This window comes from Streptomyces sp. NPDC058401 (assembly GCF_042722885.1).
GTDB lineage: Bacteria > Actinomycetota > Actinomycetes > Streptomycetales > Streptomycetaceae > Streptomyces.
Map to the genome: position 1 here is coordinate 62,423 of NZ_JBHXKA010000013.1, position 22,249 is coordinate 84,671.

Annotated in this window: 22 protein-coding genes and 2 pseudogenes; 16 read left to right on the forward strand and 8 right to left on the reverse strand. The window is 71.1% G+C overall.

Annotated elements, in window-relative coordinates:
• Positions 1-393 precede the first annotated feature (393 nt).
• The 3 genes from ACFWNV_RS07335 to ACFWNV_RS07345 are packed head-to-tail and all read left to right on the forward strand — an operon-like array spanning position 394 to position 2,065.
• A complete protein-coding gene (locus tag ACFWNV_RS07335; RefSeq protein WP_383941868.1) occupies positions 394-1,053 on the forward strand; it encodes a nucleotidyltransferase family protein in 660 nt (219 codons plus the stop codon).
• On the forward strand, positions 1,050-1,304 hold the full coding sequence (locus ACFWNV_RS07340; protein WP_383941871.1) for a hypothetical protein: 255 nt from the start codon (positions 1,050-1,052) through the stop codon (positions 1,302-1,304). Before ACFWNV_RS07335 ends, ACFWNV_RS07340 begins: the two co-directional genes overlap by 4 nt.
• Positions 1,301-2,065 carry a metallophosphoesterase gene (locus ACFWNV_RS07345; protein ID WP_383941874.1) on the forward strand — a complete coding sequence of 255 codons (765 nt, stop codon included), beginning with the start codon at positions 1,301-1,303 and terminating at the stop codon, positions 2,063-2,065. Before ACFWNV_RS07340 ends, ACFWNV_RS07345 begins: the two co-directional genes overlap by 4 nt.
• Positions 2,066-2,131: 66 nt before the next feature.
• Here ACFWNV_RS07345 and ACFWNV_RS07350 read toward each other — a convergent pair whose 3' ends face one another.
• Entirely contained in the window at positions 2,132-2,674 is a 543-nt protein-coding gene (locus ACFWNV_RS07350; RefSeq protein ID WP_383941877.1) for a type 1 glutamine amidotransferase domain-containing protein, read from the reverse strand.
• 292 nt (positions 2,675-2,966) lie between these two features.
• On the opposite strand from ACFWNV_RS07350, the gene ACFWNV_RS07355 reads away from it, so the two are divergent.
• Positions 2,967-5,324, forward strand: a complete 2,358-nt coding sequence (locus tag ACFWNV_RS07355; protein WP_383941880.1) for a phosphoketolase family protein — start codon at positions 2,967-2,969, stop codon at positions 5,322-5,324.
• Positions 5,321-6,406: an acetate/propionate family kinase gene (locus tag ACFWNV_RS07360; protein WP_383941883.1), complete on the forward strand. Its 1,086-nt coding sequence runs from the start codon at positions 5,321-5,323 to the stop codon at positions 6,404-6,406. The genes ACFWNV_RS07355 and ACFWNV_RS07360 overlap by 4 nt, the downstream gene beginning before the upstream one ends.
• 365 nt (positions 6,407-6,771) lie before the next feature.
• Here ACFWNV_RS07360 and ACFWNV_RS07365 read toward each other — a convergent pair whose 3' ends face one another.
• Both ACFWNV_RS07365 and ACFWNV_RS07370 read right to left on the reverse strand, forming a co-directional pair.
• The gene (locus ACFWNV_RS07365) at positions 6,772-7,098 is read right to left on the reverse strand and encodes a plasmid stabilization protein (RefSeq protein WP_383941885.1); all 327 of its coding nucleotides are present in this window, start codon (positions 7,096-7,098) and stop codon (positions 6,772-6,774) included.
• A 182-nt stretch (positions 7,099-7,280) separates the two neighbouring features.
• Positions 7,281-7,511: a DUF6479 family protein gene (locus ACFWNV_RS07370; RefSeq protein WP_383941888.1), complete on the reverse strand. Its 231-nt coding sequence runs from the start codon at positions 7,509-7,511 to the stop codon at positions 7,281-7,283.
• A 160-nt stretch (positions 7,512-7,671) separates the two neighbouring features.
• On the opposite strand from ACFWNV_RS07370, the pseudogene ACFWNV_RS07375 reads away from it, so the two are divergent.
• The 4 genes and pseudogenes from ACFWNV_RS07375 to ACFWNV_RS07390 all read left to right on the forward strand — a co-directional run.
• Positions 7,672-8,081: pseudogene (locus ACFWNV_RS07375) on the forward strand (glutathione-dependent formaldehyde dehydrogenase); the annotation flags it as partial.
• A 203-nt stretch (positions 8,082-8,284) separates the two neighbouring features.
• Positions 8,285-8,698: a phage holin family protein gene (locus ACFWNV_RS07380; protein ID WP_383941891.1), complete on the forward strand. Its 414-nt coding sequence runs from the start codon at positions 8,285-8,287 to the stop codon at positions 8,696-8,698.
• The gene (locus ACFWNV_RS07385; RefSeq protein ID WP_383941894.1) at positions 8,695-9,183 is read left to right on the forward strand and encodes a DUF3618 domain-containing protein; all 489 of its coding nucleotides are present in this window, start codon (positions 8,695-8,697) and stop codon (positions 9,181-9,183) included. The genes ACFWNV_RS07380 and ACFWNV_RS07385 overlap by 4 nt, the downstream gene beginning before the upstream one ends.
• Positions 9,180-9,446, forward strand: coding sequence for a DUF4235 domain-containing protein (locus tag ACFWNV_RS07390; protein WP_383941897.1), 267 nt, complete (start codon positions 9,180-9,182; stop codon positions 9,444-9,446). Before ACFWNV_RS07385 ends, ACFWNV_RS07390 begins: the two co-directional genes overlap by 4 nt.
• A gap of 77 nt (positions 9,447-9,523) precedes the next feature.
• Here ACFWNV_RS07390 and ACFWNV_RS07395 read toward each other — a convergent pair whose 3' ends face one another.
• Positions 9,524-10,816, reverse strand: coding sequence for a cation:proton antiporter (locus ACFWNV_RS07395; protein ID WP_383941989.1), 1,293 nt, complete (start codon positions 10,814-10,816; stop codon positions 9,524-9,526).
• Positions 10,817-11,347: 531 nt separating this feature from the next.
• Here ACFWNV_RS07395 and ACFWNV_RS07400 point away from each other — a divergent pair.
• A complete protein-coding gene (locus ACFWNV_RS07400; protein ID WP_383941900.1) occupies positions 11,348-11,755 on the forward strand; it encodes a PPOX class F420-dependent oxidoreductase in 408 nt (135 codons plus the stop codon).
• 195 nt (positions 11,756-11,950) lie between these two features.
• Here the strand turns inward: ACFWNV_RS07400 and ACFWNV_RS07405 are convergent, their stop codons facing one another.
• The 3 genes from ACFWNV_RS07405 to ACFWNV_RS07415 all read right to left on the reverse strand — a co-directional run bounded on the left by ACFWNV_RS07405 (position 11,951) and on the right by ACFWNV_RS07415 (position 15,581).
• Positions 11,951-12,421, reverse strand: coding sequence for a Dps family protein (locus tag ACFWNV_RS07405; RefSeq protein WP_383941902.1), 471 nt, complete (start codon positions 12,419-12,421; stop codon positions 11,951-11,953).
• Positions 12,422-12,990: 569 nt separating this feature from the next.
• Positions 12,991-14,688, reverse strand: a complete 1,698-nt coding sequence (locus tag ACFWNV_RS07410; protein ID WP_383941904.1) for a PP2C family protein-serine/threonine phosphatase — start codon at positions 14,686-14,688, stop codon at positions 12,991-12,993.
• Between the two features lie 41 nt (positions 14,689-14,729).
• On the reverse strand, positions 14,730-15,581 hold the full coding sequence (locus ACFWNV_RS07415) for a sigma-70 family RNA polymerase sigma factor (protein WP_383941907.1): 852 nt from the start codon (positions 15,579-15,581) through the stop codon (positions 14,730-14,732).
• Between the two features lie 314 nt (positions 15,582-15,895).
• Between ACFWNV_RS07415 and ACFWNV_RS07420 the strand changes: the two genes are divergently transcribed.
• The 6 genes from ACFWNV_RS07420 to ACFWNV_RS07445 all read left to right on the forward strand — a co-directional run bounded on the left by ACFWNV_RS07420 (position 15,896) and on the right by ACFWNV_RS07445 (position 20,835).
• Complete coding sequence (locus tag ACFWNV_RS07420; RefSeq protein WP_383941909.1) at positions 15,896-16,126, forward strand: DUF6479 family protein; 231 nt, start codon at positions 15,896-15,898, stop codon at positions 16,124-16,126.
• The gene (locus tag ACFWNV_RS07425) at positions 16,123-16,389 is read left to right on the forward strand and encodes a hypothetical protein (RefSeq protein ID WP_383941911.1); all 267 of its coding nucleotides are present in this window, start codon (positions 16,123-16,125) and stop codon (positions 16,387-16,389) included. Before ACFWNV_RS07420 ends, ACFWNV_RS07425 begins: the two co-directional genes overlap by 4 nt.
• Positions 16,390-16,638: 249 nt before the next feature.
• Positions 16,639-16,902: a hypothetical protein gene (locus ACFWNV_RS07430; protein WP_383941914.1), complete on the forward strand. Its 264-nt coding sequence runs from the start codon at positions 16,639-16,641 to the stop codon at positions 16,900-16,902.
• A 101-nt stretch (positions 16,903-17,003) separates the two neighbouring features.
• Complete coding sequence (locus tag ACFWNV_RS07435) at positions 17,004-17,678, forward strand: 2Fe-2S iron-sulfur cluster-binding protein (protein ID WP_383941917.1); 675 nt, start codon at positions 17,004-17,006, stop codon at positions 17,676-17,678.
• Positions 17,675-18,694, forward strand: coding sequence for an FAD binding domain-containing protein (locus ACFWNV_RS07440; protein WP_383941919.1), 1,020 nt, complete (start codon positions 17,675-17,677; stop codon positions 18,692-18,694). The genes ACFWNV_RS07435 and ACFWNV_RS07440 overlap by 4 nt, the downstream gene beginning before the upstream one ends.
• Before the next feature lie 29 nt (positions 18,695-18,723).
• Positions 18,724-20,835, forward strand: coding sequence for a xanthine dehydrogenase family protein molybdopterin-binding subunit (locus ACFWNV_RS07445; RefSeq protein WP_383941922.1), 2,112 nt, complete (start codon positions 18,724-18,726; stop codon positions 20,833-20,835).
• Here the strand turns inward: ACFWNV_RS07445 and ACFWNV_RS07450 are convergent.
• A pseudogene (locus ACFWNV_RS07450) lies at positions 20,830-21,848 on the reverse strand (IS110 family transposase); the annotation flags it as partial. The gene ACFWNV_RS07445 and the pseudogene ACFWNV_RS07450 sit on opposite strands and share 6 nt — an antisense overlap.
• Positions 21,849-22,249: the final 401 nt, after the last annotated feature.

Below are 22,249 nucleotides of genomic sequence, written 5' to 3' on the forward strand. Positions count from 1 at the left end.
GGACACATCCGGGCCGAGTCCGTCAGGCCGAGCCCGGGCGCAGAAGGCCCAGGGCGGGAGCGACGGTTTCACCGCCCTCGTCTCCCGCCCGGCGCGGGTCGGGCCCCGGCCGCCGAGATCGTCCGCGAGGTACAAGGGCAGCGGATCCAGACGTCCTGCCACGCCCGGCGGGCTCGCGAGGGCAAGGACCCGCCTCCGGTCCGCCGCGACCAGGCGCGTCCCGTCCGCGTCCGGGTACCCGAGTCCGCGGCCGTGGCGGATCCGGCTCCAGCCGGGCGCGTGGGGGGTGCTGGTCCGCAGCCGCACGGCGGCCTTCAGTGCGTTTCGGCGGGAACAAACGGGTCAGACGCCTGGCGTGCGGACCAGTGATCCCCTTGGTGGAAGGAGCGGTTTGTGGATACCGGCGCGGTTCTGCCCCTGGACCTCGGAACCCCGCGGGAGGTGACCGGCGGGGTGGCCGCGGACGGGAGCCTGCCGCAGGACCACACCCAGGCGATCCTGCAGACCACCAAACGGGTGGCCGCACTCCTCAAGGCATCGGGTCTGCCGTTCGCCTTGGCCGGCAGCGTGGCAGCCTTCGCCCACGGCCTGCCGGCGAACTTCCAGCACGACACCGACTTCTGTGTGCGCCCCGAGGACGCCGACGCGGCGATCGAGGCGCTGGCCGCCGGAGGGATCGAGATGCGGCGCGCCCCCGAGGACTGGCTGGTGAAGGGCCGTTCCGGAGGCGAGGAGATCGACCTGATCTTCGAGCTGGCCCGCCGCCCCGTCAGCGGTGAACTCCTGGAGCGGGCCGAGGCAAGGGTGGTCGACTCGGTATGGATGCCCGTCCTGGCCCCCACGGACCTCATGGACAGCAGGCTCGCCGCACTCTGCGAGCACTACTGCGACTTCGGCGACCTCCTCCCGATGGCCCGCATGCTGCGCGAGCAGATCGACTGGCCCCGCCTCGACGGCGACCACCGCGCGGATCCCCTGGCGGACGCCTTCCTTTACGCCCTTGAACGCCTCAAGATCATCAACCGGACGGACCGCGGAGGGGATACGTCATGAGCTCGGCAGACTTCATCGAGTACCGCATCGAGCACCTGCGAGCCCGCCTGGCCCGGGAGGACATCGCCGAACTCGGCCTGCGGATCGACGTGCACGGTGCGCACGCCGTCGTGCGGGGGAGCGTCTGCAGCGACGCCTGCCGCGCGGCCGTCCTGCGCGCGGCGGCCGAGGAGTTCGAGGGCGTCCCCTGGCAGGCGGACCTGACGGTGAACCGTCCGCATCTGTCCCCTCGTCCGGAGGAGCTCTCGTGATCCGCGTCGCCGCCGTCGGGGACATCCACCTCGGACCGGACAGCCGGGGAACCCTGCGGCCGGCCTTCGAGACTCTCGGAGACTGCGCCGACCTGCTGCTGCTCGCCGGTGACCTCACCCGGCACGGGACGGCGGAGGAGGCCCGGGTGGTGGCGGGCGAGGTCAGGGACCTGCCCGTGCCGGTGGTGGCGGTCCTCGGCAACCACGACTACCAGAGCGACCAGCAGGACGCCGTGGCCCGGGAGCTCACCTCCTGCGGCGTCCACGTCCTGGAGGGCAGCGGACTGGTCCTCGACGTCCGGGGCCAACGGGTCGGCATCGCGGGCACCAAGGGCTTCTGCGGAGGATTCGCGGGGCGCAGCGGCAGCGATTTCGGCGAGCCGGAGATGAAGGCGTTCATCCGCCTCACCCAGCGCTGCGCGCAGGGCCTCGAAGGGGCTTTGCACGAACTCGCGGACGAGGGCTGCGACCTGCGGATCGCGCTGACGCACTTCTCGCCGGTGCCGGACACGCTGGCCGGCGAGCCCGTCGAGATCTATCCGTTCCTCGGCAGCTACCTCCTGGCCGAGGCGATGGACGGGGCCGGAGCCGATCTCGCGGTCCACGGACACGCCCACCTCGGCACGGAACACGGCATGACCGCCGGAGGAGTTCGGGTGCGCAACGTCGCCATGCCCGTCATCGAGAGGGCCTTCGCCGTCTACCACCTGACACCTGGGTCGCCGTCGGAGGCGGAGCGCGACGCACAGCTCCTGAGGTGACGTGCCCGTCCGAGGTGACGTCACCTCGGACGGGCACACCTCGGCGGCCGTCAGTGTCGTACGAGGTCAGTGTCGTACGAGATCGAACTCCTTCACGAGGGTGGCGCAGAAGGCGTCGAGGTCATCGGGCTTGCGGCTGGTGACGAGCGTCGCCGGGGTCGCACGGCACACCCGTACCTCCTCGTCGACCCAGGTGCCGCTCGCGTTGCGGATGTCGGTCGCGAGGCTCGGCCAGGAGGTGAGGGTGCGGCCGCGCAGAACACCGGCCTCCACCAGGGTCCACGGCGCGTGACAGATGGCCGCAACCGGCTTGCCGGCTTCGAAGAAGCTCCGGACGAACCCGACGGCCCGCTCGTTGGTGCGCAGCGCGTCCGGATTGGCGACGCCGCCGGGCAGCACGAGTGCGTCGAAGGCGTCCGAGGTGTCGCCCGCCAGCAGGTGGTCGACGGGGTAGGTGCCGGCCCTGTCGAGGTGGTTGAAGGCCTGGACCCGCCCGGGCTCCGTCGATACGAGCTGCGGGTTCCAGCCGGCCGCCTCGACGGCCTGCCAGGGTGCGGTGAGCTCGACTTCCTCGACACCTTCGGGGGCGGTCAGAAACGCGATGCGCATGGAGTCTCACTTCCTTCGTCGGAATTCCTTCGTCGGAACCTCGGGACTTCAGAACTTCGGGACATCGGCGGTCGCTCCCGTTCGCCCGTGCGCCGGACCGGCGCGTTCCGTCTCCCCTCGCGCCTTCCCCGGCTGCGCGGCCCAAACCCGGCGTCGCGCATGGTGACGTCCCACCGCCGCCCGTCCCACCGCCGGCCGTCCGGCCGCGTGCCGCATCACGACGGGTTCGAAGGGGACGGCCGGGGCAGGCGCAGGGGTGCCCAGTTCGTTCCCGAGGATTCGGAGCAGCGCCGTGATCCCCTCCGCACAGCCGCGTCAGAAGGCCCGGAGCCCCTACGCGCGGGCCGCCGACTACGTGGCGGCGGCCTCGATCTTCCTCCAGGACAATCTCCTGCTCAGGGAGCCGCTGCGCCCCGAACACGTCAAGCCGCGACTTCTGGGCCACTGGGGGACCTGCCCCGGCATCACCACGGTCTACGAGGCACTCAACACCCTCGTCCGGGAGCGCGGCGCGGACGTCCTGCTGGTCACCGGGCCGGGGCACGGTGCGCCCGCGCTCCATGCCAACCTGTGGCTCGAAGGCACGCACGGTGACTACGACCCCGCCCTGGCCCGGACCGGGCCCGGACTGCGCGAGCTGGCGCGCCGCTACTGCGCCCCGGACGGTTTCCCGAGCCATCTCTCCCCGGCCGTACCGGGAGTCCTCCACGAGGGCGGAGAGCTCGGGTACGCGCTCGCGACGGCCTTCGGCGCGGCCTTGGACGCGCCGGACCGGATCGTCGCCTGCATCGTCGGGGACGGCGAGGCCGAGACCGGCCCGACCGCTGGAGCCTGGCACTCGAACAAGTTCCTGGACCCCGTGACCTGCGGCGCCGTCCTGCCCTTCCTGCACCTGAACGGTTTCAAGATCTCCTCCCCGACGGTCTTCGCGACGATGACGGACGAGGAGCTGACGCACCTCTTCCGCGGCTACGGCTGGGACCTCCGGATCGTCGACGTCAGGGACGACCCTTCCGGGGAGCCTCTGACGGCCGCCGTACTGGACGCCCACGCCGTCATCCGCGACCTCCAGCAGCGCGCCCGTACGGGCGACCGGCCGGTGCGCCCCGCCTGGCCCATGATCGTGCTGCGGAGCCTCAAGGGGCAGGGAGCCCCCGCGGAGGTCGAGGGCACGGCGATCGAAGGGACCTTCCACGCCCACCAGGTGCCCCTCCCGGACGCGCGCGAGGACCCGGTGCAGCTGCGGGCCCTCGAGGAGTGGCTGGCCTCCTACCGGCCCCGGGAGCTGTTCGACGCGCAGGGGCGGCCCGTGCCGGAGGTCCTCGCCGGGATCCCCGAAGGAGACGCGAGGATCGGAGCACAGCCCGCCGCGAACGGCGGGAAGCTGCGCCGGCCGCTCGAACTGCCGCCGCTCGCCCGGCATGCCGTGGACGTCGCCGCCGGCCCCGGGTCGGTGAAGGAGAGTCCCACCCGGGTCCTCGGCGGCTGGCTGACCGACCTCATGCGCAACACCGCCGTGAGCCGGGACTTCCGCATGGTCTCGCCGGACGAACTGGCCTCCAACAAGCTCGACGCCGTCCTCGCCGCCAGCGGCCGCGCGTACGAATGGCCGGTCGAGGAATACTCCGAGGACCTGACCCGGTCGGGCCGGGTGATGGAGATGCTGTCCGAGCACAACTGCCAGGGGTGGCTCCAGGGCTACCTGCTCACCGGCCGTCACGGACTCTTCCCCACCTACGAGGCCTTCGCCGCCATCGTCGACAGCATGGCCAATCAGCACGCGAAGTGGCTGAAGGCGTCCGGGGAGGTCCCCTGGCGCGCCCCGGTCAGCAGCCTCACGTACCTCCTCACCAGCGAGGGCTGGCGCCAGGAGCACAACGGGTACAGCCACCAGGGCCCGGGATTCATCAGCAACCTGCTGAACCGGAAGAGCACCGTCACCGGCGTCTACCTGCCGCCCGACGCCAACACCCTCCTCGTCACGATGGAACGGCTCCTGGACGAGACCGGAAAGATCAACGCCGTGGTGGCGGGTAAGCACGAGGCCGCCCAGTGGCTCGATCTGGACGCCGCCCGTGCGCACTGCCGGGCCGGCGCGTCGGCCTGGGCCTGGGCGAGTACCTTCGGAGGCCGGGACCCGGAGGTCGTCCTCGCCTGCGCCGGCGGCATCCCCACCGTCGAATCGCTGGCCGCCGCCGAACTCCTGCGCCGCGACCTCCCCGATGCCCGGATCCGCTTCGTCAACGTCGTCGACCTGTGCGCGCTCGCACCGCAGGACGAGCACCCCCACGGCCTGCCGGACGAGGAGTTCCAGGCCCTTTTCGGCGGGACGACCCCCGTCGTCTTCGACTTCCACGGCTACCCCTCCGCCGTCCACCAACTCCTCCACGGGCGGCCGAACCCGGACCGCTTCCACGTCCGGGGATACGTCGAAGAAGGAACCACGACCACCCCGTACGACCTGCTCGCACTCAACGGAACGACCCGCCAGGACATCGCCGCCGCCGTCCTGAAGCACCTTCCCGCCCACGCGGGCAGGGCCGGCCGCCTCGCCGCGCGGTACGCGGACCACCGGGACCAACTCCTGAAGGAACTGCGCAGCACCGGTGTGGACCCGGCGGAGATCACCGAATGGAAGTGGGGGTCGTGACCGGCCCCGTCCTGGTGCTCGACGCGGGCTCCGCCAGCTTCCACCTCGCCGTCGTGGACGACCACGACGAGGTACTCGCCCGGCATGACCTGGACGGGCCGCCCGACAGCGGGGCCACCGCCGCGATCGGGGAGTTCCTCGCGCGGGCCCCCGCGGTGACGGCCTGCGGCCACCGGCTGGTCCACGGCGGACCGGACGTCCGCCGTCCCACTCTCGTGGACTCCGCGGTCCGGAGCTCCTTGGAGGCCGGCGTCGGCCTTGCTCCGCTCCACGTCCCGCCTGCGCTGGCCGCCCTGGACGCCGCCCGCCGGCTCCTGCCGGACCTCCCGCACGTCGTCTGCCCGGACACCGCCTTCCACGACGGCCTGCCCGAGCCCGCCCGAACGTACGCCCTTCCCAAGGAACTGACACGAAGGCACGGCCTGCGCCGGTACGGCTTCCACGGTCTCTCCTACGCCTACACGCTGCGACGTACCGCCGAGCTGCTCGGCCGGCCCGCCACGGAACTCCAGCTGGTCCTCACCCACCTGGGCGGCGGCTGCTCCGCCTGCGCCGTCCGCGACGGCGTGAGCGTCGACACCACCATGGGGATGACCCCACTGGAAGGACTCCCGATGAGCAGCCGCAGCGGCAGCCTCGACCCCGGCATGCTCCTCTGGCTGCAGACCGGGACGGGCATGGCGCCGCGGCGGCTGGCCGAGGTGCTGATGCGCGAGTCGGGCCTCCTCGGGGTGTCGGGCTCCTCGGGGGACACCCGCGAGCTGGTTCGTGCCCGGCAGGCCGGCGACGCCGACGCGGCCCTCGCTCTCGACGTGTTCACCCTGGGCGTCCGCCGGGGAGTGGCGGGCGTCGCGTCCTCCCTGGACCGGATCGACGCCCTCGTCTTCACCGGGGAGATCGGCGAGGACCAGCCCGAGGTGCGGGAGGCGGTGGCTGCGGGCCTGGGCGTGCTGGGCGTACGCGGAGGTCGAGAACGGGCGGCTTCCGCCACGGATTCAGCTCCGTGCTCCGGACGGCTGCCCTGGCTATGGACGAGCTGGGCCGGGCGGCCCGCACGGACACCGATCGGGTCGACTGCCTGATCGGTGAGGCCGAGGCGGAACTCGACCGAATACAGGAGGAGGCCGAGAGGACCGCACCCCGGGCGCCGGCGCTACGGGGCACGCTCCTCACCGACGCCGGACGGCTGCTGTCAGAGCTCCGAGCAGGACGCCGGGCCATTACCCCGGCGTCCTGATTCCGTGACGAGGCCGTGTCTTCAGAGGCCGGTGGGGCTCTTCTGGGGCGCGCCTGCCGTCCGCTGCCGGTCTGGCCGGGGGCGACGGCACGGGAGAGCCCGGCCGGGTGGCTACGGACTCGGCCGGGCACTGTTCGCGGGGACGGCGGCGCATCCATGCCGGGCGCCGCACCTGAGCCCCGCCCGCCGTGGGGCGGGGCGGATCTGAGGTCAGTGGCCGAGGGCGTTCTTTAGCTGCTGCTTCGTCATGGTCGAGCGGCCTTCGATGCCGCGCTTCTCCGCCTCCTGGTAGAGGTCGTCCTTGGTGCGCTCGGAGGAGCCGCCGCCGTGGGACTTCTCGCCTCCGCGCTGCGAGGCGGACTTGCCCTGCGTGGAGCTGCGGCTGGCCGTCCTGCTCTCTCCGGACCGTGCGCGTTCCTTGTTCACGGTGCGGGAGGCCATCTCCTTCGCACGGCCCTCCGACATGCCGCGCTTCTCGCCGGATTCCTTGATGTGCTCGTACTGGCGCTCGCGCTTGGGGCTGGATCCTCGGGGCATGCCGGGCTCCTTCTCTCGTCGGTGCGGTCCGCTCCTCGGTCATGGTGCGTCTGCCCGAAGTGCCCCGCACCTCACGTGTGCCGTACGAGGGCGTGTCCACAGCACGGGCAAGGGGGAGCAGTTGGAGCTCGCCACGAAATTGGTGACGAGCCAGGATGGGCCCCAAGGGGCCTCTACGAGGGTCAGGCCCGGTTGTGCTGGTCGGGTCCCTCCCCGGGCGTCTGCCAGGAGTCCTGCCGCGTTGCTGCCTGCGGATTCTGGTCGGAGGGGCGGGCGCCGGGATCCGTACCGCGTGCGGTGCGCCGGCTGCCGTACCAGAAGGCGGCGATCAGGAGGACGGCCACCACCACTCCGGCGATGACCAGGAGGAGGGAGGACGAGCCGTCGGCTGCGAGGGGAAGTGAGGTGGTCATGAAGGCCGTCTACCCCTTCTTCCGCCTTGCTCACAGAACACCCTCGGGCAGAAAGGCAACGGCCTCCATTCGAGGTAGAGGTTCCCCGGGGACCGGGTCGTGGTGCCGTTCAACGTCTCCTGCGGCACCTCCGCCGTCTGCGCCGCGCCGCGGCCCACGGGATCCACACCCTCGACCCCTGGCCACGGGGGTGCAGCACCTGACGAGCATGCTCCCCGACGCCCTGGCCGCGAAAATGATCCAGCGGTTCGGCGTGGACCGCCTCTCCGCGCTCGACCTCGCCATCGCCCTCGTGCGTCGCGCCGGGACGATCTCGCCGGCCGGCGGCTACGGCGGAACGGCCGATCCGCTGCCGCTGCCGACCGTGTTCGACAAGCAGATCCAGCCCGGCATGGCCAGGCCAACGTCCTGCGCTGGGTCGATGACCTCCTGCCCCTCCTCACCGACGTGGACCCGCTCGGCGTGGACGACTTCGCCACCCACCGGCTGCCGCTCGCCGAAGCCCCTCGGTCCCACGAGACGTTCCAGAAGAAGCGGGACGGAGCTGTCAAGGCCGTCTTCACGCCCTGACGGGGGACGGCGACAGAGTCAGGTGTGGAGGCGCTGCCAGTCGTTGACGTCGCCCACTACGGGGCACAACGTCGGCTGTGCGAGTGGGTGATGGGACGACTGCGGGGTAGTCGCGCTGTGAGAACGGCACTGCATCTCGGAAGAGCATCTGAGCGACGTGCCGCACATGCCCGCCGGTTGAAGGAAGACAAGGTGTCCCCATCATGAGTACGGCAAAGCAGGACCCCCGCGTCACCGACGATTCGGTGGGCGTCCTGGTCTCTCGCGCCTCGCAGCAGATTTCCGAACTGGTTCGCGAGGAGATGCAGCTGGCCCGCGCCGAGATGTCCCAGAAGGGCAAACGGTACGGGAAGGGCGGCGGGCTCTTCGGCGCCGCGGGACTCCTGGGCGTTCTGGCGCTCCAGGCCCTGGCGGCGGCATGTATCGCGGCGCTCGCGCTGGTCCTGCCGGTGTGGGCGTCGGCCCTCGTCGTCACCGCGGTCCTGGGGATCGTGGCGGCAGTGGCCGCGCTGGCCGGGAAGAAGCAGATCGCACAGGCCGGCCCGCCGGCTCCCGAGCAGACCATCGACAGCGTCAAGTCCGACCTGGCCGAGATCAAGGAGAAAGCACACCGATGAACGACGACGCCCGAACCAACATCGGCATACCGGTCCCCAGCCCCGCCACCGACGGCACCGAGGAATTGCGCGAGCAGGTTGAGCGCACCCGCGACGAACTCGGCCAGACCGTCGAAGCGCTCGCCGCCAAGGCCGACATCAAGGCCCAGGCGAAGGAGAAGACGGCCGCCATCAAGGACCAGGCCGCCGAGAAGGCAGCCGAGGTCTCCGACCAGATCCGTGAGAAGGCGGGACAGACCGCCCAGGTGGTGAGGGACAAGACGCCCGACCCCGTCCTGGAGAAGACCGCGCAGGCCGCGAGCCAGGTACGGGAGGGTGTGGCCAAGGCGGGCCAGTACGCGGCGGACAAGACCCCCGACCCGCTCCTGGAGAAGGCCGGGCGGGCAGCGACCGCCGCACGCGCCAACCGCACCCCCCTCCTCGCGGTAGGAGCCGCCGTGGCCGTCCTCCTGTTGGTGCGCCGCAGCCGGGGGCGTCGCCGATGAAGGCATCCAAGATCGCCTACAAGCCGGTCGGGCTGACCCTGGGCGCTGTGAGCGGCATGATCGCAGGTATGGCGTTCAAACAGACCTGGAAGGTCCTCGAGGGCGAAGGAGATGCTCCCGATGCCACCGACGAGGACCGGCCCTGGAAGCAGATCCTGCTCGCCTCGGCCATCCAGGGCGCGATCTTCGCCGTGGTCAAGGCCGCGGTGGACCGGTCGGGTGCCGTGGCCGTACGACGCCTGACGGGCACCTGGCCGGGCTGACCCGCTGCGGTGCCGCCCGTCCTCCCCGAGGGGTCGGCACCGCAGCCCCCGTCCTCGCTGCCGGAGTCCGGGAGCAATCACCCGGGGTGAGCCTCTTCCTCGATGTGCCGTTCTCCTGGTCCATTCGGGCCGGCGCGGTCGAGCCGGGCGGTGACGGGTGTGGCCGCGACACCGTGCAGCAGTACCGACAGCAGCACGGTGAAGGTCACCACCGCCCACAACTCGCGGGCGGGGGCAGCGAATTCTGCTTCGCCCAAGGCGTAGGCGAGGTAGAAGAACGACCCGATGCCCCGGATGCCGAAGAACGCGATGGCGGTCCGCTCCTTGCCCGCGGCCCGGCCACCGATCTGGACGGCCCAGCCGACGGCCGGCCGGACCAGCAAGAAGAGCACGAGCCCGAGAACGGCTCCGCGCCAGGTCAGTGCGGCGAGGCCGCCGTCGGCGATGAAGCCGCCGAGGAGGAAGAGGATGACCGCGGTCAGCAGCCTCTCGATCTGATCGGTGAAGGCGTGCATGACGCGGTGGTACCGGTGACCGCGCTCGGCGTTGCGGATCGTGCAGGCGGCGACGAAGACGGCGAGGAAGCCGAAGCCGTGGAGGAGCTCGGTCAGCCCGTACGCGGTGAAGGTCGCGGCCAGCGCGACGAAGCCCTCGCGGTGTTCTGAGAGCCGCAACGCCTGCCAGGAGGCCTGGAAGAACATCCGGCCGAGGAGCCGTCCCACCACGATCCCGACCACCAGTCCCACCACGCTGCGCACCAGGATGTCGCTCCACACCCAGTGCCACAGCCCCTCGGCGGACCAGCCCGTTGCCGAAGCCGTGGTCAGCGCGATGGCCGCCAGGACGAACGGGAAGGCCAGGCCGTCGTTGAGTCCGGCTTCGCTGGTCAGCGCGAAGCGGACCTCGTCCTCGTCGTCCTCCTCGTCGGTCGGTTCTCCGACGCGTACTTCCGCGGCCAGGACCGGGTCCGTGGGAGCGAGGGCGGCCGCCACCAGCAAGGCCACGGCGGGCGGCCACCCCACCAGCCACCCCGCTATGGCCGAGGTGAGCAGGATCGTCAGGGGCATGGCCAGGCCCAGCAGCCGCCACGTCGTCGACCAGGCGCGAAGTCCCGGCGGGCGGTTGATGGCGAGCCCCGCGCCCATCAGCGCGATCACGACACAGATCTCCGTGAGGTGCTCGACCACGCTTCGATGCTGGACGGGGTCGAGGGCCGGGAGCGCGTCCAGCGGGAGTAGGAACACCAGCAGCCCCGCTGTCAGGAACACCATGGGCAAGGAAAGGGGTCGCTTCGCGAGGGCGGTGGGGAGTACGGCCGCGCACAGAGCCCCCAGTCCCGCACAGGCGTACACCACGTCTATCCCTGTCAAACCCAGCAAGCCGATCACCGTTCCTGAACGAAACCCTTGTCGGGCTCCGCCTACCCGATCTTGCAGCGGGCACCCCGGCACACCCCTGCCGCTCCGGTGCCCGATGGCCGCGGGGGCGCCACGTGACCCGGCCCGGCCGGGCGCCCTAGGAACCGGCGGCCGGCGCCCGGCTGTGGGAGCGAGCCTCGTCTACCGGCGGGCGTGGTCGGCGGTGCCGTGCGCTGCGAGGGGAGGGGTGTCCATTCCGGCGCCGTCCGGCAGCCCGGCGAAGAGAACTCCTCGACCTCGGCGGGGTGGTGGGGCGCTGAAACGTCCAGGCCAGGTGGATCACGTCGGCCAGGAGACGGACCACGCTGGTGCCGACATTCCCGGTGGCCCGACGACCACGACACGGAGGCCGCTGCCAGGTCGGGCAGGGGGCCGGAACGTGGCGGGAGACAGCCGCGATTCTGCGGGGCTGTCCGTTGCCGATCCCCACTGGCGGCAGTTGATCCCGGGGACAGCAGTCAGCCGAGGGAAGGAACCCGCTCCGTGTCCGCCGAACTCTCCGAGGACCTGAAGAAGCTCATCGACGACAGCCCGGTTTTTGCGACCGTTGCCACGATCCAGCCGGACGGCAGCCCGCAGCTGTCGATCACCTGGCTCGCCCGGGACGGCGAAGATCTGCTGGTCTCCACCACCGTCGGCCGACGCAAGGAGAAGAATCTGCGTGCCGATCCCCGGATCACCGTCATGATCAACCCGCACAACGCGCCCTACACCTATGCCGAGGTCCGCGGCACGGCCACGCTGACTGCGGAGGGCGGACAGGAACTGATCGACGAACTGTCGCGCAAGTACACGGGCAAGGACTACGCGGACTTCAACCCGGCGTCGAAGGACGACACCGACCGGGTCGTCGTCCGTATTACCCCTCGCAAGGTCGTCGGCTCGATCTGACGAAGGCCTTCGGCTCGGCAGGCAGGCTGGTGACCAGCCACTTCCGGTGAGCCTGCGTGGTCGGTTCATGTGAGTGCGGACACGGTGACCAGTGCGTCCGATCCGACTCCCTTGCACGGCGTGCCGGCGTTCCGGGCCACAGGCACGCCGGCGCTCCGGCTCCCTCCAAGGGGGAGCCGGAGCGGATCGGCCGGCTCAGGCGCTTTCGGCGGCGAACATCCAGTGGTGCTTCTCGAGCTCACCGGTCAGGGCGATCAGGATGTCCTGGGTGACCGGGTCGGGCTTGTCGGTGACTGCGATGCGCTCCCGCATCCGGGTGATCACCGTGTGGAGGGCGTCGACGAGGATGCGCACGGCGTCCACGTCCCTGACCCAGCCCTCCGGTACGTCGGTGATGGAACCCGCCGAAGCCACAGTGGCGGCCCGGCCGTCCGGACTGAGTCCGAGGGCGGCGGCACGCTCGGCGACCACGTCGGAGTGGGTGCGGGCCGTGGTGACGACCTCGTCCAGCTGGAGGTGCACCGATCGGAAGCGGGGGCCGACCACGTTCCAGTGGACCTGCTTGGAGACGAGCGACAGGTCGACCAGGTCCACCAGGGCCCCCTGCAGTGCATCACCGACGATTTTGAGGTCGGCTTCCGGGAGGGCGTTCTTGACGACGGACACGGGGTGTCTCCATTCCTCGGAGTAGATGGATTCGAACTCAGTACTGCCTACCCGGCGATATAGAGGCAAACCGTGCCATTAGTCCCACTCGGGAGGGCCCTATGGCCGCTGGACAGGACGCTGCGGAGGTGATCGATTACCGATCGGCCGACAGGTCGGGCGCTTCGCCGAGCATCACGCAGGCGGCGGCCCGGTGGGAGGAGACCCGCGCCGGAGGGGTGGTCCTCGTGAGGCGGAGGCAGGGGACCTGTTCGGCTCCTCCGTCTCGGCTGTGGACCTCGACGGCGATGGGCCCTCCGGTCTCGTGGCCGGCCGCGGACGCGGCCGCGGCCCGGCCACGTCATCGGCGACGAGGGCTGCATATCGGCAAGATTGTTGAGGCAGGGCCGTGGTGGCGGCAGTCGCGATCTCCCCGCGGCCCGTCAGGTCGCCGCTGGAGGCCAGACGACGCTACCGCCGGCTGGGAACGGCGCCACCTTGATGCGCGGCCTCGCATTCGACCCCCTTATCACGGCGCCGGCCGTCGCGCGCCTGCTCGCGCATGAGGCGACGCTCCGGGAGCCGTGCCGTCAGCCGATCCTGATGACCAGGAGGCAGGTGTCGTCCTCGTGGTTCTCGATCGCGTAGCTGGCCATGATCCGGGTGAGGGCCTCCTGTGCGTTCAGCCCCGCGCAGGACCGCAGCGTGTTCAGCAGTGCGCCGATGCCCTCCGAGATGTCCTGTCCCCGCCGCTCGACCATGCCGTCGGTGTAGAGGAGGAGGAGATCGCCCGGACGGAGGGGAATGGCGGTCGTCGCGTACGTGTACCCCGGCATCAGCCCGAAGAGCGGCCCCCGGTGCGAAGTGTCGAGCTCCGCGGCCTCGCCGTCGCGGAGCAGCAGTGGCGCCGGATGGCCGGCGCAGGCCCAGCGCAGCGTGCGCTCGGTGTCGATGTGTCCGATGATCCCCGTCGCGGTCTGGGCGGCCGGGTCGGCGCACAGCAGTTCGTTGAGCCAGGTGGTCAGCTGGCCCGCGTCCGTGTCGGGGGCGTGCGCGAGGCCCGCGAGGGCATGCCGCTGCTGCGCCATCCGGGCCACGGCCCCCAGTCCATGGCCGCAGGCGTCACCGATCGCCAGCAGGATGCGCCCGTCGGGCAGCAGCCGGCACTTGTACCAGTCCCCGCCGATGACTTCGGACTCGGCGGGGAGGTACGCGGCAGCGACGGACAGCCCGATCTCCGCGAGTTCCGCGGAGTGCGTGGGCAGGAGTGCCTCCCTGAGCACGGCGGCGACCCGGCGTTCGGCGGCCGCCTCTTCCGTGAGCCGTTCGGTATCCCGCCGGGTGGCGGCCAGCCTCTGGCGGCTGCGCACTTGCGCGGTCAGATCGCGGGCGATGAGGTGTACGGCCCAGGGGAGCCCGTCCCTGGCGATGACGGGGTGTCCGACCAGGTGCAGGGTGCGGACCTCGCAGGTGACGCTGAAGCGGATCTCCGCACCCGGGGGTTCCTCCCCGTCGAGGAGGCGCGTAAGCAGTTTCCCGAAGCGCCACACGTCCTCGAGGAGGACCGCGTCGCAGAGTTCGGCCAGTGAGAGGGCCCGCCCGCTCTCCGCGCGGAAGATCGTGGCGAGGCCCTCCGACCACGTCGCCTTGCCGGACAGCAGGTCCCAGGTCCCCCACCCCATCGAGGCGATGTACTGGGCGTCGAGCGAGAGCAGCTCCGCACGGTTGCGGGCCGGCCGCCATGTGGCCAGCACGTTGTCCCCGCACGATGCGGCGTCGTAGAGCAGCGCCGTGCGGAGGAGTCCGTCCCGGCGCTGCTCGGTGTAGTCCACGGCGTACGCCCTCAGGGCGCGCCCGGTGTCCAGAACCTCGGACAGGGCGTCGAGCAGCCCGCCGGCCGCGGCGCCGGGCTGGACTTCGAGGAGTCTTCGGCCGACGGCGCGGTCAGGAGCTTCGAGCCACTCCGCGGCGCGGACGTGATTGCCCGCCCGTACGGTGAAGTCGACGGCCCGTCCGGTGTCGTCCCGTACGGGAACGAGCAGTGCGGCGGACACCGGAATGGCGGGGAGCGTCGCGCAGACGCACGCCCAGGGATCGTGCCCGTCGCCCGCGTCCCCACAGCCGTGCCCTTGGCCCTCGCCGCCCCCGCAGGGGCAGGCCGGTCCCCGGGACGGGGTCTCCTCATCGGTCCTGACACCCGCGTGCCGGCTCGCCGCCGCGCGCAGGCTCTCCACTTCACGGGCGATCAGTTGTTTCAGGGTCTGCGGATCCTGCGGGGTGAACGGCATCGTCAGTCCTCGGCTTCGGAGGCAGGGGGCCACGGCTGCGGCTACGCGTCGAGCATGGCCGTGCGCAGGCCGGCGAGGATCCGGGCCAAAAGGCGCGAGACCTGCATCTGACTTATCCCGAGTTCCGCGCCGATCTCGGACTGCGTCCATTCCTGCGCGATTCGAAGGTACAAGATCTCGCGGTCCCGTTCGGGGAGCCGCGTCAGCAACGGGCCCAGGGTGTGGAGGTCCTCGAAGAGTTCGATCGCCCTGGACGTTTCGTCGGCGACGGGCTGCCGGCGAGTGGTCTGCAGGCCCGATCCTTGATTTTCCTCCTCTGGGGTCGGAGATTCCAGGCTCTGACTCGAATAGCCGTTGGCTGCCACCAGCCCGTCGATGACCTCGTCCTCCCCAAGGTCGATGTGTGGGGCCAGCTCCTTGACGGTCGGAGCCCGCCGCAGAGTGGCGCCGAGTTCGTCGCGCGCCTTGGCGGGTTCGACACGCAGTTCCTGCAGTCGCCGTGGGACGCGGACCGCCCAGGTGGTGTCCCGGAAGTGCCGCTTGACCTCCCCGGTGATGTACGGGAGGGCCAGGGAGGAGAATTCGACCCCCCGCTCGGGCTCGAACCGGTCGATGGCCTTGATGAGGCCGATGGTCCCGGCTCGGACGATGTCCTCCATCTCGGCGCCCGCCCCCGCCGCACTACCCGTCCGGCTGCAAAACGCCTTTGACGCGAAGCGGACGAGGGACATGTTCCTCTCGATGAGCGTCCTGCGGACGTACTGGTGCTGGGGAGTGCCTTCGGTGAGGCTGTTCGGCCGCTCGAAGAACACCTTGGAGAGTTCTTTCGCGTGAAGGGGGTCGAGCCGGTGGGGCTGGGTGACCACGGGCAGCTCCGTACCCTCCTGCGGCATGCCGCGGCGGGCTCTTGCGCGAGCGGCATGCCTGTGGCGGGGCATCCGGTCGTGGCGTTGAACGGGACGGTGAAACCGGGCACGGGACGGCCCTCCTTCGACCTCGGAGTGAGACAGGGAGCTTGCCCGCCAGGTCCTGGCCACCCGTGGAGCGTCAGTCCTATTCGCCCAGGACCTTCGGTCCTTCGCCTACGGGCTTGTGCCCGTTGCACCCCTTCCGCCACCGGCCACTGCGGTCGGCCGGGGCGACGGCGGACTACCGCCGCACGGAGCAGTTGCCTCGTGAGCCTGCCGATCGCGGGTAGGTGCCAGGCATGATTGCTACCGAGACCATCGCGGCCGAGGCCGTCAGTTCGCTGCTGCTGATCATCATCGGGGTGGTCGTGGCCCTCCTTCTGATCGGCGCCTTCTGGTACGGCGGTCGGCGCAGCGCCCGGCGCAGGGCTCCCGCCCGCCCGGCTCAGCAGAACCCCGCGGCACGGGCCCGCCAGGACTCCTGGCAGACCCCCGACGACGACGAACCCGCTCGATCACCCCGCACATGAACGAGCGGGACGCGTTGAACCAGGGCCGCGGGGAAACGCAGGCGCGGGTGCCCCGTACCGCGCTGTCCTTGGCCTCACTTTCCCGAATCCTCGTGGTCCTGCACGGCGTCTACCAGCCACAGGCGGACACCCGGCTCCTCGCCGACGCCCTCGCCGTGGAAACCGGCCTCCTGGAAATCGGCACGGGAACCGGAGCCCTGGCCTTGCACGTCGCGAAGGCCGACGCGATCGGCAGGGGAGTCGAAGAGAGCATTTGCTGCTGAACCCGGCCTCGCTGCCGGCCTCGCTGCCGGACCGCACCCGGGCTGTGTGGCTTCCCGCCGGTGCGTCCCTATCCATGGGGAGACCCGGACACCGCGTCCGCTGGTGTCGGTCTGCCCGCGCCCGGTTCAGGAGGAGACGGTGGGGCAGGCGCGAGGGTGTCCAGTACGTACGCGACGATTCGGAGCCGACGGCTACATCCCGCTCTCGTCCGCCGTCCGTTTACCACTCAGACCGCAAGGAGGCCTGTCATGCGAAGCGACCCGTCGGAGCCCGAGCTTCCGGACCGTGTGCCGGAGAAGCGTGACGCTGTCACCCCCGACCTGCCGCCCATCGCTCCGGGAGCCCCCGACCTTCCGGACGCGGCGCGCAAACGGACCCGGCGCGCAGGCCCTGAGGAGGACGACAGCGAGGCGGTCACCCGCGAGGAGAAGGAGGGCGCGGAGAGCAACAACGAGGGTGAGCGCCGGGCGGCCGGTCCTGGCAACGCCAAGCCCCAGGAGCTCACCGATTGACGCACCCATCTGGTGAGGAAGGGAGCTTCGAGGTATGGAACGACAGGGGGCGGGGAAGCCGACGGGATGTAATGGACGTAAACCGGAATGGAGGGCGAATCATGGCATCACGGGCACGTGATCCCAAGGGACAGTCCGCCCCACCGGCCGCCCCACGGGCCGCGGCAGGACCGCCGTCAACACACGGTGCGCCGACGCCCGGTGACCACCGCTCGCGCGTCGAGTTCCACGTCAACGGCCAGGACCACGTCCTCGACCTGGACAACCGCGTCACCCTCCTCGACGCGCTGCGCGAGCGCTTGGACCTGACCGGGTCCAAGAAGGGCTGCGACCACGGGCAGTGCGGAGCCTGCACCGTTCTCGTCGACGGCCGCCGCGCCAACAGCTGCCTGCTGCTCGCCGTGGCCCAGGACGGGTCCGAGATCACCACCGTCGAGGGACTCGCAGGCGCCGACGGCACCCTCCACCCCCTCCAGCAGGCCTTCATCGACCACGACGCGTTCCAGTGCGGCTACTGCACCCCCGGCCAGCTCTGCTCCGCCGTCGGCGCCCTGCGAGAGGCCGCCGCCGGGCATCCGTCGCACGTGACCCGCGCCGCGATCGCGGCCGACACGAGCCGGCCGGCGGTCCTGACCGCCGAGGAGGTCAGGGAACGGCTCAGCGGGAACCTCTGCCGCTGTGGCGCCTACAACGGGATCGCCGACGCGGTCGTGGACGTCGCGGAGACCCGGAGACCGGAGGAGCCGTCCACCAGGGACCGGGACGTGATCGCGTGAAGCCCTTCGCCTACGTACGGGCCACCAGCCTCCAGGAAGCGGCGGCCGCCTACGCGAACCACCCCGGCGCCCGCTACCTCGGTGGCGGCACCAACCTCGTCGACCTCATGAAACAGGGGGTCGAGACCCCGGACATCCTCATCGACCTCACTCGGCTGCCCCTGCACGACATCGAGGAGCTGCCCACGGGAGCGCTCCGGGTCGGCGCAGGCGTCGTCAACACCGATCTGGCGGCGCATCCCCTGATCAGGACCCGCTACCCCGCACTGTCGCAGGCCCTCCTCGCCGGCGCCTCGGGGCAACTGCGAAACGTGGCCACCACCGGCGGGAACCTGCTGCAACGCACTCGGTGCCCGTACTTCCAGGACGTGTCAAAGCCCTGCAACAAGCGGGTCCCGGGCACCGGGTGCAGCGCCCGGGACGGCGTGCACCGCGACCACGCCGTCCTCGGCCATTCCGAGCACTGCATCGCCACTCACCCCTCGGACATGGCGGTGGCCCTCGCCGCTCTGGACGCCGGGATCGAGCTGTACGGAGGCGAGCACGGCACCCGGGAGGTGGCGGCGACCGACTTCCACCGGCTTCCCGGCGAGCACCCCGAACGCGACACCGTCATCCGCCCGGGCGAGATCGTCACCGCCGTGCTCCTGCCCGCCGCCGCCCCCGGAGCGGTCTCCCTGTACCGCAAGGCCCGCGACCGTGCCTCCTACGCCTTCGCCCTCGTCTCGGTGGCAGCCGTGCTCGAACTCCACGACGGCCGCGTGAGCCACGTCGCCCTCGCCTTCGGCGGCCTCGCCCACCGGCCCTGGCGCGCCCGCACTGCCGAGCACCGGCTCACGGGGGCCGAACCCACATCCGAGGCGGTACGGGAAGCCGTCGACGCCGAGCTCGCCGCGGCCAGGCCCCTGCGCGACAACGCCTTCAAGGTGGACCTCGCCCGCAACCTCGCCCACGACGCCCTCGGCACGCTGATCCGATCCGTCGGCGGTGCGCCCCCCACTCCCTCCCAGCCGTGACCGCCCCCGAGCAGGAAAGGGGAGCCGCGATGCGCCCCACCCCCGACGACCGGCCCGCGCTGGGCAGCCCCGCCTCGCGCAGGGAGGGCCGCGAGAAGGTAACCGGAGCAGCGCGCTACGCCGCCGAGCACACACCACCCGGTTGCGCCTACGCCTGGCCCGTACCCGCCACGATCGCCCGTGGACAGGTCACCTCCGTCGACGCCACGGCCGCGACCGCCCTGCCCGGCGTGATCGGCGTACTGACCCCGTACGACGCACCCCGGCTCGGCGAGGCGGAGGACCCCACCCTGCGCCTCCTCCAGGACCTCCGCGTCCCTCACCGCGGCTGGTACGTGGCCCTGGCCGTGGCCGACACGCTGGAGGGTGCCCGGGCCGCCGCCTCCGTGGTACGCGTCGCCTACGAGAGCGACCCCCACGCCGTCATCCTCACCGCCGGCAGTCCGGACGCCTATATCCCTGAGGAAGCCAACGGGGGCCATCCCGCGCACCGCGAGCAGGGTGACCCGGACGCGGCTCTCGTCGCCGCCCCCGTACAGGTCGACTGCGCCTACACCGTCCCGCCCCTGCACAACCACCCCATGGAACCGCACGCCGCCACCGCCGACTGGGACGAAGAGAGCCACCACCTCACGGTGTACGACTCCAGTCAGGGCGCGGGACCCGTCCGTGCCGCGCTGGCCGCACTGTTCAAGCTGACGGAGGAGCACATCACCGTCGTCTCCGAGCACGTCGGCGGCGGATTCGGCTGCAAGGGAACCCCGCGTCCCCACGTGGTCCTGGCGGTGATGGCCTCGCGCCACTACGGCAGGCCCGTGAAACTTGCCCTGCCGCGCGCTCACCTGCCCGCCACGGTCGGCCACCGCGCGCCCACCCTGCACCACCTCCGGCTCGGCGCCCGTACCGACGGCACCCTGACCGCGCTGACGCACGAGGTCACCACCCACACCTCGCGCGTGCGCGAGTTCGTCGAGCAGGCGGCCGTACCCGCCCGCGTCATGTATGCCGTGCCCGACATCCGCACCACCCACCGCGTCGTCGCCCTCGACGTGCCCACACCGTCCTGGATGCGTGCTCCCGGCGAGACGCCGGGCATGTACGCCCTGGAGTCCGCGATGGATGAGCTGGCCGACGCCCTCGGCATTGATCCGGTCGAGCTGCGCGTGCGCAACGAACCCCGCACCGAGCCCGACAGCGGACGTCCTTTCAGCAGCCGCCACCTCGTGGAGTGCCTGCGCGAGGGCGCCGACCGGTTCGGCTGGGCCGGCCGCGGCGGAGCGCGCCGCGAGGGTCCGTACCTCATCGGCAGCGGGGTGGCCGCGGCGACCTACCCCGTACTCGTCGCGCCCTCCACCGCCCGGGTCCACGCCCGGCCCGGCGGCACTTACCTCGTAGAGGTCGACGCCACCGACATCGGCACGGGCGCCCGCACGGTCCTGGCCCAGGTGGCCGCCGACGCCCTGGGGGTCCCGCTCGACTCCGTGTCCGTCGCCATCGGACATACCGGCCTGCCGGTCGCCCCGCTCGCCGGGGGCTCCTCGGGCACAGCCTCCTGGGGTTGGGCCGTCCACAACGCCTGCGAGGCCTTGGCCGCACGACGGGAACACCACCACGGGCCGCTGCCGCCGGAGGGTCTGTCCGCGTCCGCCGACACCACACAGTCGGCCAAGCAGAAGTCCCCGTACGCCCGGCACGCTTTCGGCGCGCACTTCGCCGAGGTGCGGGTCGACACGGTCAGCGGGGAGGTTCGCGTCCGCCGCATGTTGGGAGTCTTCGCCGCCGGCCGCATTCTCAACCCGCTCACCGCGCGCTCCCAGTTCAAGGGTGCCATGGTGATGGGACTCGGCATGGCACTGACGGAACACAGCACGATGGACGCGGCGTTCGGAGACTTCACCGAGAGCGACCTCGCCGCCTACCACGTACCGGCGCACGCCGACGTACCCGCCATCGAAGTCCACTGGATCGACGAGCGCGACAAGCACCTCAACCCCATGGGCAGCAAGGGGATCGGCGAGATCGGCATCGTCGGAACAGCGGCCGCGATCGGAAACGCCGTCTGCCAGGCCATCGGACAACGTCTGCGCCAACTCCCCCTGACACCCGACCGCGTCCTGGCGGCGCTCAAAGGCACCGACTGAAGTTTTGAGCTGCTTGTTTCCTCTGCGGGAGGGTTGTTCGCCGCGGATCGAGGAACCTGAATTGCGGGTCGCGGGTGCGAGTCCGGCGTAGGCGTCGAGGTGGCCGGCGGTGGGGAAGGTGCTGCCGTCGCCGACCTCGATCAGGATCCGGGCTCCGGTCCTGACGCCGACTCCCGGCATCGACCTCAGGACCTTCGAAAGAGGGTGAGCCTCCAGGAGTTCCTCGATCCGCCCGGCCAACAGTTTCCGCTGGTCAAACACTGCGGCCAGGGACCCGGCCAGGCTCGGGACGATCAGCGCGGCCGCCTCGGTCCCCGGAACGGTTACGGTCTGCTCGTCCAGAGCGGTGAAGATCTCCTCGACCAGCCGCTCCGCCATCCTCGGCGCCTTCGGCCGTAACAGCGTCACCAGACGGCGTCGGCCGGCCTGGCGGATCTGAGCCGGAGACCCGAACCGCTCCAGCAGCGTGAGGACGGCCGGGTGCTGCAATCGCGGCCCCAGCACCCGTTCCAGGGACGGATGGATTCGGGTCAGCAGGCCGTGAAGGCGGTTCGCGACCCGGGTTGCTTCGCCGGCCAGGTCGTCATCGAATCCGACGATCATCTCCAGCTCGGCGATGGTCTCGTCCTCGCCGTCGATGGCCCGCAGCGTGTGGGGCATCGCGCGGGCCGCGTCCGCGATGATGAACGCGTCCTTCGCGTCCGTCTTGGCCTCGCCGGGATAGAGGTCGGCGATCCGCCGCATCGTCAGCCCGGGAAGGTAGGCGATCGGGCAGCCCCTGTCCCGCGCGACCGCCAGCGGCAGGGCCCCGATCGAGGCCGGCTGGTCGACCACGACCAGCACCGTTCCGTGCTTGGATTCAGCTTGGCGAAGAGTTCGCGGAGCTTGGGTTCGGCGTTGGGTAACCGGTTGTCGAAGGCCTTCTTCCCGGCCGGGGTGACGGCGGTGGCGTGGTGTTCGCCCTTGCCGACGTCCAAGCCGAGGAAGACATCGATGCCGCTGGTGTCGATCACGTGCGAGCCCCTCCACTCACGCTTTCGTCCGACCTTGCCTCGGCACCGAGCTGCCACATCCACGTTACGGAGAGCTCTTCCGGCTCGGGTGAAGCCGGCGCTCAAGCCCCTCATCAGCGGTCCGTCGATGCCTCCGGGCCCGGTGACACCACCCCCGGATCATCAACAACAAGGGGGGAAGTCATGCCGGACCCGAAGGCCGGAGGCCCCATTGCGGAGCCAATGAAGACAGTAACGGGGGGTATCGGGGCAACTCACCCGCCCGGGTGGCCGGATTCAACGGGAAAACGGATCTTCTCCGGCTCGGTGTACTCGCCTCCCTGGCTTGGCCCGGTATGTCGCCGCATGGACCGCCTGGCTGATCAGGGCGTGGACGTGACCCGCTTCCTGACCGACGCACA